This is a genomic window from Thalassobacterium sedimentorum (genome assembly GCF_031127905.1).
Taxonomy (GTDB): domain Bacteria; phylum Verrucomicrobiota; class Verrucomicrobiia; order Opitutales; family Coraliomargaritaceae; genus Thalassobacterium; species Thalassobacterium sedimentorum.
In genome coordinates this window covers 106,860-121,290 of sequence record NZ_JARXIC010000002.1, presented here as the reverse complement: position 1 = coordinate 121,290, position 14,431 = coordinate 106,860, and the positions used below count along the sequence as shown (strand labels likewise).

The 14,431-nt window shown below is 50.4% G+C and carries 15 protein-coding genes; 7 read left to right on the top strand and 8 right to left on the bottom strand.

Annotated elements, in window-relative coordinates:
- Window positions 1–75: 75 nt before the first annotated feature.
- Window positions 76–1,176, top strand: a complete 1,101-nt coding sequence (locus QEH59_RS01525) for a class I SAM-dependent rRNA methyltransferase (RefSeq protein WP_308983598.1) — start codon at window positions 76–78, stop codon at window positions 1,174–1,176.
- A gap of 26 nt (window positions 1,177–1,202) precedes the next feature.
- Here QEH59_RS01525 and QEH59_RS01520 read toward each other — a convergent pair whose 3' ends face one another.
- The 6 genes from QEH59_RS01520 to QEH59_RS01495 form a co-directional block, all read right to left on the bottom strand.
- Entirely contained in the window at window positions 1,203–2,558 is a 1,356-nt protein-coding gene (locus QEH59_RS01520) for a DUF2254 domain-containing protein (RefSeq protein WP_308983597.1), read from the bottom strand.
- Between the two features lie 111 nt (window positions 2,559–2,669).
- On the bottom strand, window positions 2,670–3,623 hold the full coding sequence (locus QEH59_RS01515) for a phosphatidate cytidylyltransferase (protein WP_308983596.1): 954 nt from the start codon (window positions 3,621–3,623) through the stop codon (window positions 2,670–2,672).
- A 1-nt stretch (window position 3,624) separates the two neighbouring features.
- Window positions 3,625–4,233: a lysophospholipid acyltransferase family protein gene (locus QEH59_RS01510; protein WP_308983595.1), complete on the bottom strand. Its 609-nt coding sequence runs from the start codon at window positions 4,231–4,233 to the stop codon at window positions 3,625–3,627.
- The gene (locus tag QEH59_RS01505) at window positions 4,230–4,865 is read right to left on the bottom strand and encodes a CDP-alcohol phosphatidyltransferase family protein (protein WP_308983594.1); all 636 of its coding nucleotides are present in this window, start codon (window positions 4,863–4,865) and stop codon (window positions 4,230–4,232) included. Before QEH59_RS01505 ends, QEH59_RS01510 begins: the two co-directional genes overlap by 4 nt.
- Before the next feature lie 71 nt (window positions 4,866–4,936).
- On the bottom strand, window positions 4,937–5,920 hold the full coding sequence (locus tag QEH59_RS01500) for a 3'-5' exoribonuclease YhaM family protein (RefSeq protein WP_308983593.1): 984 nt from the start codon (window positions 5,918–5,920) through the stop codon (window positions 4,937–4,939).
- Between the two features lie 71 nt (window positions 5,921–5,991).
- Window positions 5,992–6,828: a tetratricopeptide repeat protein gene (locus QEH59_RS01495; RefSeq protein WP_308983592.1), complete on the bottom strand. Its 837-nt coding sequence runs from the start codon at window positions 6,826–6,828 to the stop codon at window positions 5,992–5,994.
- Between the two features lie 206 nt (window positions 6,829–7,034).
- On the opposite strand from QEH59_RS01495, the gene QEH59_RS01490 reads away from it, so the two are divergent.
- The 4 genes from QEH59_RS01490 (at window position 7,035) to QEH59_RS01475 (ending at window position 10,749) form a co-directional block, all read left to right on the top strand.
- On the top strand, window positions 7,035–7,703 hold the full coding sequence (locus QEH59_RS01490; protein WP_308983591.1) for a metal-dependent transcriptional regulator: 669 nt from the start codon (window positions 7,035–7,037) through the stop codon (window positions 7,701–7,703).
- Window positions 7,704–7,867: 164 nt separating this feature from the next.
- Window positions 7,868–8,395 carry a hypothetical protein gene (locus tag QEH59_RS01485; protein ID WP_308983590.1) on the top strand — a complete coding sequence of 176 codons (528 nt, stop codon included), beginning with the start codon at window positions 7,868–7,870 and terminating at the stop codon, window positions 8,393–8,395.
- 110 nt (window positions 8,396–8,505) lie between these two features.
- Complete coding sequence (locus tag QEH59_RS01480; RefSeq protein WP_308983589.1) at window positions 8,506–9,363, top strand: mechanosensitive ion channel family protein; 858 nt, start codon at window positions 8,506–8,508, stop codon at window positions 9,361–9,363.
- 117 nt (window positions 9,364–9,480) lie between these two features.
- Window positions 9,481–10,749, top strand: coding sequence for an N-acetylmuramoyl-L-alanine amidase (locus tag QEH59_RS01475; protein WP_308983588.1), 1,269 nt, complete (start codon window positions 9,481–9,483; stop codon window positions 10,747–10,749).
- A gap of 100 nt (window positions 10,750–10,849) precedes the next feature.
- Here the strand turns inward: QEH59_RS01475 and QEH59_RS01470 are convergent, their stop codons facing one another.
- A complete protein-coding gene (locus tag QEH59_RS01470) occupies window positions 10,850–11,833 on the bottom strand; it encodes a malate dehydrogenase (RefSeq protein ID WP_345785315.1) in 984 nt (327 codons plus the stop codon).
- A gap of 128 nt (window positions 11,834–11,961) precedes the next feature.
- Window positions 11,962–13,014, bottom strand: a complete 1,053-nt coding sequence (locus QEH59_RS01465) for a 3-deoxy-7-phosphoheptulonate synthase (RefSeq protein ID WP_308983586.1) — start codon at window positions 13,012–13,014, stop codon at window positions 11,962–11,964.
- Between the two features lie 216 nt (window positions 13,015–13,230).
- Between QEH59_RS01465 and ygfZ the strand changes: the two genes are divergently transcribed.
- Both ygfZ and QEH59_RS01455 read left to right on the top strand, forming a co-directional pair.
- The gene (ygfZ, locus tag QEH59_RS01460) at window positions 13,231–14,142 is read left to right on the top strand and encodes a CAF17-like 4Fe-4S cluster assembly/insertion protein YgfZ (protein WP_308983585.1); all 912 of its coding nucleotides are present in this window, start codon (window positions 13,231–13,233) and stop codon (window positions 14,140–14,142) included.
- Window positions 14,135–14,335 carry a hypothetical protein gene (locus QEH59_RS01455; RefSeq protein ID WP_308983584.1) on the top strand — a complete coding sequence of 67 codons (201 nt, stop codon included), beginning with the start codon at window positions 14,135–14,137 and terminating at the stop codon, window positions 14,333–14,335. The genes ygfZ and QEH59_RS01455 overlap by 8 nt, the downstream gene beginning before the upstream one ends.
- Window positions 14,336–14,431: the final 96 nt, after the last annotated feature.

Here is a 14,431-nt window from a genome sequence, read left to right as displayed (position 1 = left end):
GTATCATCTGCATCCTACATGGCGACGCGTTCACGGTCTGAATCAGAATTAACTTCGAACTTTTAAATCAATCCAATGGAAAACTCAATTACACTTCAATTGTCCTCCGCTCCACTCCGGCTAGGCCATCCATGGGTATCACGTGCAGAACTTGCCGGTGATTTGCCTACGGCAGCTTGTGTGGCCACTTTGTTGGATGCTTCGGGGCAAGCTGTTGGTACCGGGCTGTATGATCCTGATAACGCCATCGCGACTTGGCGGCGATTTAGTTTGGCCGAGCACGCGGATTTTGATGCCGATTATATCGCTTCCGCCATTAATGATGCACTCGGTCGGCGCAGTGATGAGCATTGTCAGCGTTTGGTATGCTCCGATGCGGATTATGTGCCAGGCTTAGTCGTCGAATGGTATGACGGTATTCTGACGATACAGGACAGGCATCCCGTTCTGGAAAGTGTAATGGAAGACATCGTTACTTGCCTTCAGGATGCTTGCGAGCCGAAAGAGATCGTCTTTCTACAAGCGGACGGAGCGCGCACTTTGAGTGGGCAGAATTTAAAGGCACGCTGGGTGGAATTAGATGGTATTGCTTATCGACTCGATCTCTTGAACCCCGAGAAACCACGCTTCTTTTTGGATCAACGCGAGCAGCATGCCTTGGTTGGGAGTTTATGCGAGGGGCGTAGCGTGCTGGATGGTTATGCGCATAGTGGGGCTTTTGCGCTGCAAGCCGCACGTAATGGAGCCGAGCACGTGGTCGCTGTGGATAATTCGGAAATCTGTGTGAAAGCAATTGGAGCGCAGGCGCAGAAAAACAATTGTTTCGTAGAAACGATTCAGGCTGATGTGGTAGCTTTCTTAGCTGAGCGCAGCTTAGGAGATCTGGATGCCATTATACTTGATCCACCGCATTCCGAAGAATGGGATTCTGCTGCAGTAGAAGCCCTGCACTTGCATGCATTTAATTGCCTACCTGCTGGCGGTTTACTGGCCACTTATTGTCGTTCGACCATGACTACGGCTGTCGATTTTGAGGCTGCGATTGCACGTGCTGCCAGCCTTGCTGGCCGTGAAGCTCGCATTTTTACACGCACTGCCCAGCCTTTTGATTTTCCTGTGTTATTAAATTTCCCAGAAAGTTGTTATTTAAAAGGGTTAATTTTGCAAGTTGAGTAGCTGAAGGTGTCAGCCTGCACCAGTGATTAAGCTTGAGCAGTGCGTTCACTCAAATGTGTGCGCACTGCGGCTTGATATGCTTGGCGGATCTTTTTCTTGTCTCCTTCACTACTCGCGCAGGATTCGCTTTTATCTAAGAGTTCTTTTGCAAACAGGGCTAGAGTATCACGGCGTGCTACTGTCAGTTGAGCGTTTTGACCGATTTTCTGTAATGCCATAAAAATGCGATTCACCACGTTGATATCCTCGCGTCCATAATGATGAATTTGTTGGAAAGCAACCCGTAGTATTTTTTCAAAATTATGTACGGGACTAATGACCCGTAGTTCTCCTTGTGGGTCCGCTCGATAGGGGGACGGAAATGGGCGCAGGGCGATCGCACGTAAGGATGTCGCCAGATAATCAATACATTCGATTGCTGTGTGGGGGTCGTTGATTCCCGGTGAGAGCGCGCGAATGGCCATTTCCTCCAGTTGTTTAATGGGGAATAGAATGTCTTGTTCACAGGTAGGAAAACGGCCAAAAACAAAGCAGCTGAGTAGGCTATCTATTGCATCCTGGGACAAGGACTGCTCGGCCAGGGCTTGGCAGAGCTGTTCATTTTTTATTAGAAATGAGCCAGGCTGAACCAGCAGCTTAACTACTAGAGAATTTTCTTGCGCGAATTTTATTAGGCGTTCGCTACGAACCGCTTGGAGATAGCCTGGCCGGGTTGTGTTCACTGCACTCAGTGTTTTATTGGCCAGCTTTTTAGCGACGACTTCGCTGTCCAGTTGATTGCCAGGTGTTTCCAATGCTTGTGATAAGTTCTCAGGGAAGACGGCTTCGACTAATCCATCGAGATCATTATGTACCCGCTCCATAATCGATTGGACCTGAATTGCGATCGAAATATGGTGGATGAAATAGATCATCATTCCGATACAGATCACCGCTGAAAGCACCGCGACCAGTATCGACAGCTGCGGGACAAATTCGATCTCACCTGAGCGAATGTTACGCATGACTAAGATGCTATAGATGAAGCAAGCTGCAAAAGAACCAATCACGATTTGGCTTGGTCGATCTTCGATGAAGTTTTTCACCAGTCGAGGTCCATACTGCTGAGAGGCCAAAGTCAGTACCACAACTGTCGTCGAAATGAGCACACCTGCGACGGTAATCATAGAGCCGGCAATAGTGGATAGCACGGCACGTGCTCCATCCGGACTATTTGCGTAGAGCCAGTCAACGTGGTCGATTTTCTGACTGAGTCCGATCCAGTGGTCTGTTCCCGTGAGTACGAAAGCAATTAAGATAGCGAAGAGAAATAGTCCGGTAGGTATAAACCAAAACGACTGAGTTATACGCCGAAAGATCAGCAGGAAGAGGGACTTATTCATCGTCACTGAGGCTAGTTGCTCCAGCTACAGTAAGCAATACGTATCTAAGCCTAGGGATGACCTGTGTGGGGGGCTATTTTGCCGTGCTTTGGGAGAGCATCTTAGTTGTATTCACAGGGCGAAGTAAAAGCGGACGAGGTGAAAAAACAATGGAGCTGAGAAACAGATGGAATCGATGCGATCTAGAATGCCGCCATGGCCTTGAATCAGTGTGCCAAAGTCCTTGATGTTGCGATCTCGTTTTATGCCGGACATAACTAATCCGCCGAAGAAACCCATCAGGCAGATTAGGAATGCGAGTAGTGTGGCCTGCCAAAAGTTGAATGGTGTCATCCAACAGAGTGCGCCTCCCAGTAAGGAGGCGCTAAGGACTCCGCCGATAAAGCCTTCGACTGTTTTATTGGGACTAAGCTGAGGGACGATTTTCCGTTTACCAGTCAGTTTACCCCAGACGTATTGTAGCACATCACTCATTTGCACTACGAGAACCAGAAATAAGAGGAGTTTGGCGTTTTGTCCCTCATAGCCGGGTATTTTTAGGGTGAGTAGAGCGGGCGCATAACTGACGAAATACACACAAACCATCAGTGCCCATTGTACTTTGGCAGTGCGGGCTAGGAAGTCTTTGGTGTCGCCTGTCGTGGCGTTTCGGATTGGCATAACCAGTGCCGCGTAGACGGGAATTAAGATACTGAACAGTCCATACCAGTGTATCCAAATTAGGAAGTAGTGGAGGGGAGTGATGATGAAAAAGGCCCAGAAGAGAGTGCGGTGATCACCTCGACTTGTGGGCGTGAGAGTTATGAATTCGCGTAGGGCTAAGAAGGAAATGAGAGCGAACAATATGATGGAGCCAGTGTTTCCTGAGAGCACTGCAAGGCCAAAGAATAGGACCATGAACCACCATGCGCGGATGCGAGCATTCAGGTTGTCGATGACTGCTTTCGACTTATCTGACTGTGTGCGTTGAGCCAATACGTATCCAATGATTGATGCGATAGAGAGTAGTAATACGACGCCAACAATGATGGCGCCTAGTTCAGAATCGATGGATAGGACGGGCATGTTATAATGGGTTCAATCTTTCGAGGGATTTTTTAGCTTCGTTCAAAAAATCGTCTTTAGAGCGTTCGCTGACATCTCGTAGTGGAGCGCCGAAAATTACGGAGCAGATTAGAGGGAGTGGGATAAACTCACCTTTGGGTAGCACACGATTTAAATTCTCTAAGTAAACTGGAATAAAGTGAGCTTGTGGGCAATGTCTGGCCAGGTGGTAGAGGCCACTCTTGAAGTTGTGAATTGTATCACCTGAGCTACGTGTTCCTTCCGGGAAAATGATGAGGGAGTCGCCCTGCTCAAGTGACGCTTTTAATTGATCGATAGGATTATTGCAGCGTGAAATGTTCTTACGTTCGATTAAGATCGCTCGAAAAATTTTGCGCGATAACCACAGTCGTGGCCTGCTCCTTGCCCAGTAGTCTCTGGCAGCTACAGGTCGAGTGTGATGACGCAGTGCAGGCGGCAGTGTGGCCCAGAGAATGAGGAAATCCAAGTGACTGCTGTGGTTGGCAAAATAAACGCGTTGCCCCGGTTGCAACTGATCAAATCCTACCGTCCACTGCGCCCTTGCACCTGTGAATAATTTGATGAACCAGCAGACTAGTTCCTCAATCATTTTGATTGCATTAAATTGGCTAAGCGGAATAGACGGCGTGCAATGGTGATTACCGTGCCGAGAGTGATCAGCACGAGGCCATACACTATCATTGGCGACCAAAAGCTTGCGATGAGTAGTGAGACTGTGAGTAAGAACATGCGCTGCTGTTTTGCCTGAGGTCCACAAAAGTCTTGCTTGAACCCCAGTGACCCACCTAATACGCGAACATAGGCGGCACAGGCAGCTAACAATGCTGCTAGCCAGCCTAGGGTGACGCATCCCGGGGTGCCGAATGCGTAGCCAGCGGCGACTAGAAAGATGCTGTCTTCAATCCGGTCCGGGAGTTCGTTGTAAAGGTCGCCAAGGGCGCTTTTTTGCTTAAATTCCATGGCAACCATGCCATCGAGCATATTGCATAGAAGTCGTAATTGAATGGTGATGGCTGCTAAGATGCAGAGCAGCGCATAACTGAAAGCATTGTTGTGCAAGTGGCCTGCGCTGACTAATATAAAGCCACCGATCGCGGCTATGATGATACCTAAAAGTGATATTTGATTGGGACTTAGGCCCGCGTGTGCGGCATAGGCTGCCGCTTTCTGTGCCCAAACCATGGAACGTGTCTTTAGAGGTCTTCGGTTAGAGGTATGCATCGGTCATTGTTAATGAATGCTTTTATACTGATTGGCTATGCTTAATTGATACTTGGGATGCCTGTGCAGTATTAGCTCTTGTCGGGCGGGGTGAGCAGGACGCGGGTTTTTAGTCCCATCAGATATTCAGAGAATTCTTCGCCTTCGGGCGTGTTGCGCAAGACGCGTTGTACCATGCCCATTTTAGCATCGAGATTATCGACCATAGAGACAAAGACGGCTTCTGGAGTGGCTGCCATTGCCGCGGCACCCCATTCTTTTTCACCTTGGTGGCTGAGAATGATGTGTTCGAGACGTTCGGTCAGATCGGCATTTAATTTGGATTGCAGTGCAGCTTTGCGGGCAGTGCGAAAGCCTAGCACGACATGCCCTTGTAGGGTGCCTATACGGCTAACTTTGGCCGCAAAGTCGCCTTCATATTCCTCTAGCTTCCCGATGTCATGCAAGATGATCCCTGCGATTGCAAGGTCAGCATCGACTTGTGGGTAGAGTGGTAGCAGCGCACGCGCGGCACGTACCATGTGTGTGGTATGCTCCAGTAGGCCGTGGCGATAAGCGTGGTGCATACTAATGGCAGCGGTACTGGTGCGAAATTGAGCGCCCACTTCGTCCATAACTCGCTGTACGGTGTCGTGCAGTTGTGGGTGTTTGATCGCTGCGATGGCGTCTTCGATATGAGCCCATAGTTCACTCTCAGATTCTGGTGGCACTTCCACTAGTTGGCTGAGCATGCTCTGGGCTTCTTCGTCCTCTGGGGCCACTTCTTCGGCTGCTTGTAAGCGAGGCGAGAAGCGTTCTTGATAATACTCTGTCTTGCCAGAGAGGCGTATCATGGCGCCTTCAGGTACATTTTCCAAAGCAGCAAAGACTGCGGAATCACCAAATGCGTTGGCTGTAAAGCTACCGCCCGCATCACCAAGTTCAATACTCAGGAATGGGTTGCCGTTTTTAGCTGTTTTTACTGTTTTTCGGCGCAGAATGAAAATACTACGGAAGGGGACAGCAATCGAGGGGTCGAGTTGCTTGAGTTCTTGGACAGTTTTGAATTCGCTCATAGGGTATACTACTAGGTGAGTGAGGTCAGTAATCGATTATTGATTGTTCTTATTTTACTGGTGCTGGATGTTTAGTGCTCTGCGAGTTCATCCAGCACTAGTTGCTTGGATTTCTGCAGGGCAGGGGTGTGCACTTGATCCAGCCGTGTATGAGCCTCTTGGATGCGCCCAAGTTTGCCGAGTACCCGTGCTGTGTGTAGATCGAGAATCTCTATTTGTAGTCGTGTTGTAGCTTGTTTGCTGAGCTGCTTCCAGTGTAGTAAGGCATTACGCCAGTCGGGGCTGCTTAAATCGTAGTGGGCTTCTCCCAAGCGCATTTGGTAGTCGAAATTATCCGGGGCGAGTTGAGCCGCTTTGCGAAATGCCTTGAGCATTTCTCGTTCAAGCGCGTCTTGGGTAAATATGTTGTCCTGAATGAATTCGGCGCGGAAGTCATAAATCAATTGCCCTAATGCAAAATGATAAATGGCAGTTTCGGGTTCTAGGTCCACAGCCCGTAGGTAAAAGGTGAGGGCAGCTTTGCCTTTTCCTTCTTCGGCTAAGTGGTTACCGATCTGTTGTTTGACTACCGCGATTTCCGGGTCAAGTTCGTCAGCTTTAAGAAAGGCGCGGAAGGCTTGTTCGTTCTCTTGCACGCGTCGTAATAATTTGCCATAGAGAATATAGGCACTGACATCGTCTGGTTGATCCAGCAGGTAACTGCTGTAGGATTGTATCAGCTCGTTAATACGACGTTCAAGATCTTCCTCGCTGTAGTATTCCGGATCTTGAGCGATTTGTTGGTATATTTTGTTTTCTTTTTCTGCGATGTTGAGCAGCCGGGTGCTGGCGAAATCAGAGCTGTGCGCAAAGCTGTGACCGCATAGGATGCAGAGGCAAATATGTGAGATGTTTCTAAGGCGTAGCATGATCAATTTGCAGTATGAAGGCTAGAGGTGACCTCGCCAATCAGAAAGCGTTCCGTGCGATCGCTTGACAGCTAGCGAGGGATGGCAGGGTAGGTCTCTTGGGGCGGTGTTGCTGAGTGATGCTGCCTGGATGAGCGGCGGGAAGTGGATTCAGCTGTTAAAATAAACTTGGCCTTCGTAGCTGGGGCTATGATGGTGGAGCGATCATGCCAAGCGCCACTGTCGAAGATTATATTAAGCACATTTACCTCGTTTCAGAGAAGTTAACTTCATGTGAAGTGCCGATGGGGCAGGTTGCGGAGGCCTTGGGAGTGGTGCCGGGCACGGCAACTACAATGGTTAAAGCGCTCGCTGATGCAGGGTTGGTACAGTATGCGCCGCGGGTGGGGGTTCGGCTGACTGAGCCAGGCCGTAAGCTGGCGCTACATGTGTTGCGGCGGCATCGTCTGATCGAGCAGTTTTTAGTCGAGGTGCTGGGTTTCGATTGGTCAGAGGTTCACGAAGAGGCTGAGCAAATGGAACATGTAGTGTCTGACCTGCTGTTGGAGCGGATTGATCGTTATTTGGGCCATCCGACTGAAGATCCGCATGGTGATCCGATTCCTTCGGCTGAGGGGGAGTTGTTGGGAGGTGCCCTGGAAACCTTGCTGGATTGCCCGCTGGAGGCACCGCTCTGGGTGGCTCGAATCAGTGATCAGGACCCTGATTTTTTGAATTACATTGCTGAGTCTGGCCTGAATCCAGGCGTGCAGTTGCAGGTGTGTGCACGCAGTCTACGTGCAGAGTCCGTGCAGATTATTCTCACTGGAAGCGGCGAATCTCTGACGCTTGGTATGGGGGCGGCGGCTAAGGTGCAGGTGCGTCTTTCGCGCTGATTCTGAACGTGTTGCTACAGTTGGACTCTTGCTACGCGTTGTGAACAGATATTGTCAGGTCCTTGCTGGGATGTGTGTGGGAGATTACATCGCTTCGTTTTTATGCTGGGGCGAATCCACGGTTGCCAAGCACCTTGTCTAAACTCTTATTAGTGGAACTCATTATGAATATCCTGTTCATCGAAGACGAAAAAGAACTCGCAGTGACTGGCGTCGCTCAACTTGAGCGTAAGGGGTATACTGTCTTCGCTGCTTGTGGCATCGCAGAAGCAACGGCGATTTTGGATGATCCGGAACGGCCGGTGCATTTCGTTATTACCGATCATCGTTTGGCGGATGGTTTTGGTATTCAGTTCGTCATTGATATTAGTACGTCCTTTCCCCGCAGTAAATGTGCAGTGGTGTCGGGGTGCTTGACTGAGCAGGATGTCCAGAAGCTCAAAAAGCATAAGATTCCTTATTATCACAAACCTTTGCTCTATGTGAAAGTGATCGAGGATCTACGTCGATTAAATGCATCCAATGCGGCTGAGTATGTCGCGCCTCAAGACACGGCTGAGCGGGGCACTCAGGCTGTCGCTGAGGCGAGTACTTCGTCCGCTGCGGAATCTCAGGGTGCGCAAAATGAGAGTGCAGGCGGCGAATCAGTGGCTCCAGCAAAGCGTAAAGGGTTTAAAATCTGGCCGTTTTAGCGTTCAGAATAGGGTTGATTAATTTGTTTTTACGTATTGTCAGATGCGTAAGGGTTCATACTCTACATACGGTCACTTAACTTGATCAAATACACTAACTTATAATTATTATGCCAGAAGATACCTCAGGAATCATTGCCGCGCAAGTGGCTGAACCTACCGTCGTTGAGAAGATCATCGATGTCCTTGCACTTTACGGAATGAAAGTGCTTGCTGCTGTAATTATCATCGTAGTCGGCCTGTGGTTGGCGAAGGCGATTAAGAATTGTTTTGTGAAGACTTTGCAAAAGCGTGAAGTGGATGCGACACTGATTGGATTCTTCGGCAGCATGATTCATGGTGCTTTGGTTATCTTTGTTGTCATTGCCGCAGTTGGTAAGCTCGGTGTGCAGACAACTTCCTTTGTTGCGGTGATTGGTGCCGCTGGTTTGGCGGTCGGTCTTGCCCTACAGGGCTCGCTTTCAAATTTTGCTTCCGGCGTATTATTGATTCTATTTAAACCCTTTAAGGCTGGTGATTTTGTCAAAGCGGGCGGCGAAGCGGGAGTGATCGTTGAAGTCGGAATTTTGACCACTGAGATGAAAACTCCGGATAATATTCAGATAATCATGCCGAATTCTTCGATTATGGGCGGTTCCATCACAAATGTTTCGGCTCATCCTACACGTCGCGTTGATATGACTGTAGGGGTCGGTTATGGAGACGATCTAAATAAGGCTAAGCAGATTATGGAAGATCTTTTAGCGGCAGATGAGCGCGTGTTGAAGGATCCAGCAGTTACAATTGCTGTAGCTAATTTGGGTGATAGCAGTGTCGATTTCATTGTGCGCCCATGGGTGAAGTCAGGAGATTACTGGGCAGTTAAGTTTGATTTCACTAAGGCTGTAAAAGAGAAGTTTGATGCGGAAGGTATCAGTATTCCTTTCCCGCAGCGGGATGTGCATGTATTCCAAGAGCAGGCTTCGTAAGGCCTGAAAATACTTCATTTTTCTAAACCGCCGGTGCTAACCGGCGGTTTTTTTTATTGTCGCCGCGGCCATCCTGTCCGTGTGTATCCAAGTTTTAGCAGTGAGTAAGATTATTTGATGAAACATTTCGTATCCAGCGATGCCGCTCGGGCTCCATTTGAGTCAGTTCCCGCGCGTGAACAGCCGGCCGCATTGAATGGACCGTGTCGACGAGTCAGTGGCATTTTTTCGGTCCTCTGCCTACTGTCAGGCTTGTTATCTGCACAGAGCACGCCGGAGCAGTTGGCTTATATGCTGTCGACGCGTTATACGCCCTATATTGAAGGTACGCATATCGTCAATGTGGAGCAACTTGCGACTCAAGAGGTTGAGACGTGGTGGACGAGTCCAGCTGCTATGCGCCGCGAGCGAATCAGCGGGGCGCATGGCAGTGATTGCGTGCTGGAGGGGCAATCTCAATCCTTGCCACTGTCTGGTTTACATCTTGCGCTAGATCCTGGACATGTCGGCGGGGTCTGGGCACATTGGGAATGGCGTGATTTTCGTATTGCTGAAACAGATCATTGGGTGCGTGAAGGTGAGCTTGTACTGGAAGTTGCACAGCGCATTCGCAACGAGTTGGTGAGACTTGGGGCGCAGGTGACTTTACTGCGTGAGACCTGTCAGCCGGTTAATCCGAAGCGTTCGGCTGATTATTGGGCCGCAGCAGCGGCACAACTGACTCCACCGACTGCATGTAATTTACAGGCGCAGGTTGAGCATGCTCTGGCCGTGAGGAATCGTGCTGTGCGTCTGGCGATTGTGACTGGAGAGTTGGCTGAGCGAGCCAGAGTCGTGAATGAAGAGCTCCGTCCCGATGTATTACTGTCTTTACATATTAATGCGGCCGCTTGGCCACCGGGGCCGACGCAGCAGTTGGTGGATTCGAATCATGTGCATGTCTTAGTATTTGGTTGTCTGAGTGAGAGCGAACTTGCGACGGCCCAGCATCAGACGCAGTTAGCTAGAAAAATGTTGAATGGTAGTGGGGGGATTGAGGCGGTACTCGGTGCGGCGCTCGGGCGTTCCTTTGGAGATGTGACAGGTTTGCCGCCCTCTGATTACCAGGGACTGAATGCAATACGCATTGATGCTGAAGTTCCCTATTTATGGGCTCGAAATCTAATGCTACTGCGCCAAGTAGAGTGTCCGACAGTTTTACTGGAGCCCTATGTTGCGAACAGTGAACGGGAATATAAACGTATTCAGCAAGCATTGATCGCCCGGGCGTGCCATGAACCGCTGCCGGCGGATGATATTTTAGTTGAGTATGCGACTGCCGTGGTGCGAGGCGTATTGCAGGCCTACGGTCCTGTGGACTGGCCATTGAGTCAGACGGGCCATTAGTGTTGTCAGCTCTTTGGTTTTGGGCAGCGACCATGCACAAAAAAGCCCGTCCAACTTTCGCTGGCGGGCTGGGGGGGGAATAATCGCGTGGGCGCGTGTTTTAGATGAGATCTTTGACGGCCTCGCGTTCTTCAGATAGTTCTTGCACCGAGGCGTCGAACTTGGTGCGACTGAATGTGTTGAGTTCGATGCCCTTGACGATTTCAATTTTTTGTCCGTCGCTGCGACAAGGAAAGGAGATAATTAAGCCTTCTGGGGTTGCATAGCTGCCATCGGAGCAGAGGCACATACTAAATGTGTCGCCCGGTGCAGTAGGAGTGGTGAGTGCGCGAACTGAGTCGACGATACCGTTGGCAGCAGAGGCGGCTGAAGAAGCACCACGCGCCTTGATGATCGCGGCGCCGCGTGTTTGCACATCAGGGATAAATGTATCCTTTAGCCATGCTTCGTCATCGATGACTTCTGCTGCGGATTTACCTCCAATTTTAGCGGAGTAGAAGTCGGGATACTGGGTGGCTGAGTGGTTGCCCCAGATTGTCATGTTACTGACCTCCGTGACATCGACGCCTGCCTTTTGGGCCAGTTGTGTTTTGGCGCGGTTCTCGTCCAGCATCGTCATAGCGAAGAAGCGATCGTTGGGCACGCCTTCAGCATTGTTCATCGCGATCAGGCAGTTGGTGTTGCAAGGGTTACCCACCACGAGCACGCGTACGTCGGCTGCGGCGTTGGCGCCAATGGCCTTGCCCTGACCTGTGAATACCTTGCCGTTGATACCGAGTAGATCGCTGCGTTCCATGCCTGCCTTGCGTGGGACAGACCCGACTAGGAGTGCCCAATTCACATCTTTAAAGCCTTCGTCCATGTCGGTCGTGGCGACGACGTCTTTTAGGAGTGGAAAGGCGCAATCGTCGAGCTCCATGACGACACCTTTGAGTGCGTCGAGGGCGGGTGGGATTTCAATCAGGTTCAATGCCACTGGTTGGTCTGGGCCAAACATGGCACCGGACGCGATGCGAAAAAGTAGGGCATAGCCGATGTTACCAGCTGCACCGGTAACCGCGACACGAATAGGTTGTTTGCTCATCATATGTATTGGGTGTTTATTTTGAGATGCGAGATCTTAGATCTATGATATGAGATTAGTGGCGCGGATGGTGCCTTCAATGCTGGAAGTCTTCGCTGGGTTGAGCAGAAGGTCGCCTTATGCTCTGCTTAAGTGAACAGCGGAGCCAAGTCTGCATAACCCTTGCGGATCATGGCTTCAGTGGTGGTCCAATCTATGCAGCCATCAGTGATCGAAACGCCGTATTTCAGATCTTCAATCGGTTGTGGAAAGGACTGATTGCCGAAATTAAGATTACTTTCAACCATGGCGCCGATTACACTAGGATCAATTAAACTTTGGCGTACGATCTCGTCGAAAACCTGCGGTTGGCGCCCCGGGTCTTTATCGCTATTGGCATGACTGCAATCTGTCATGATCGCGGGGATGAGACCTGCTTCGGTTAATTTTTCGCGTGCCTGAGTCACATCGTCGACTCCGTAGTTAGGACCATGAGAACCACCGCGTAGCACTATGTGGCAATGCGGATTACCTTTGGTTGTCAGTGCATTGGCTTGTCCTTGATTATCGATGCCTAAAAATGTCTGGGGTTGGCTGGCAGCTTTAATTGCATTGATCGCGACTGTGAGACCACCATCAGTGCCGTTCTTGAATCCGAGCGGCATCGAGAGACCTGAGGCCATTTGGCGGTGCGTTTGACTTTCTGTGGTGCGTGCGCCGATTGCAGACCAGCAGACCAAATCGGCGATGTACTGTGGAGTGATTGGATCGAGGAGTTCGGTGGCTGTGGGCAGACCGAGCTCAATGATATCGAGTAGGAAGCGACGTGCAATGCGCAAGCCTTCAGGGATGTCGCTAGTGCCGTCGAGCTTGGGATCCATTATCAGACCCTTCCATCCTACCGTGGTGCGAGGTTTTTCGAAGTAAACTCGCATGACGATGAGCATGCGGTCTTCGACCTCTTTGGCTAGTTTGGCCAGTTTCTCAGCGTATTCGCGTCCAGCTTTAAGGTCGTGTATCGAGCAGGGCCCGATGACGACGAGTAGACGGCGGTCTTTGCCAAATATAATCTCGTTGATGGCTTCGCGACTTTCGCCGACGAATTTATCTGCCGCATCCGTTTTTACGATCTCCTGGCACAGGGCTAGTGGAGATGGAAGCAGTGTTTTAGAGGTGATGTTAATGTCGGTGACTTTTTTCACGGGCGGCAGATCTAAAGTAGCTTTGAGGTGGGAACAAGCCCAATTACTGGATGCGGCAAATGGAGGCTGTCATTTTGTTATCAAACAGGTGAGTTGTCGCTGTGTTTCGAGCGGCTTTTTTCTATATTCTATATAATGGGGCCGAGGGGGGCCTAAAAGTGATTCCTTGTTAGATTATTCTGTCATATTGCGGCGGCATCTTTTAACACATGCAGTATGTACGGTTCCAAGAGCTTTTACTTATATAGTCCTGCGGCACATCTCCTGGTCACGGACGAAGATGCTGCAGATTTCTTGCAGAGTCAGTTCACAAATGATCTGCGCCCCTTTGACACTGGGCAGTGTTGTTATGGATTATGGCTGGATGTGAAGGGGAAAGTGATTGCAGATGGTGTCGTGCTTTGCGAAGGACCCGAGCGCTTTCGTGTGCTGAGTGAGCGCTGTGAGGGGGCGGATATTTCTGCACATTTGGAACGGCATATCATTGCGGATGAGGTGGAGCTTGAGCCATGTGTGAATACCGTGGGGCTTGAACTATCAGTGGATGGGCTGGATGTCTTGGGCATGCCGATACCCGAGTCCGGACGCTTTATATCACTTTCGCAGGGAGTCTTGTATGGTCTGCCTGGGGGGCGCTATCATATTGTAGTGCCTGCTGAGGATACACGTAAGCTGCTGACGCAGTCGTTGCTTGAAGCTGGTTTTTCCGCCATTTCCGAAGATGCGCGCGGTATCGCCCGTATCCGTGCCGGGGTGCCGCAGGTGCCGCAGGAGATTGGAGCTTCGGATCTGCCGGGAGAGGGGAATTTGACGGGGCACGCGGTTTCCTTTACTAAGGGTTGCTACCTTGGACAGGAAGTGGTGGCGCGTATGCACAACCTCGGGCAACCGCAGCGTGCGTTGTTTGTGGTGCAAGGGACTGGTGTGAGGCCTAGTCTGCCTGTGGCTTTATATAATTCGGAGTTCAAGCGAGTTGGAGAGTTGCGCAGCGCATTTCGTGAGGCAGGCGGATGGTGTGGTGTGGCCATTTTGAAAATACGTTTTGTTGGTGTCGGTGAAATTTTAACATTGGGTTCGAACTCAGTGAGTGTCGTTTCATTACTGGCTGAAGGGGGTGAAAATGACTGATAAGATGCGCGAGCGTGTGCGAGAGCTTGCTCAGGTTTTTGTTCAACTGGGAGCTTCGGAGGCACAGGCACCTGTTCTGGCAGCCCAGCTTTTGAAACGAGCTGGGCAGCTTGCTGAGGAACGGAATATTTCGGAGGTTGAAGCGACGGAAACCCTATTGAAACAGGTGTTTGAAGCGCGGCAGGGGGCTTGAAATCGCTCTGACAACGGATTGAAGCGATAAGCTGGGCTGAAAACCCCAAAAAATAGCGGTTTAGAGCGGATTTTAGGTTGACGCTCACATGGGCGG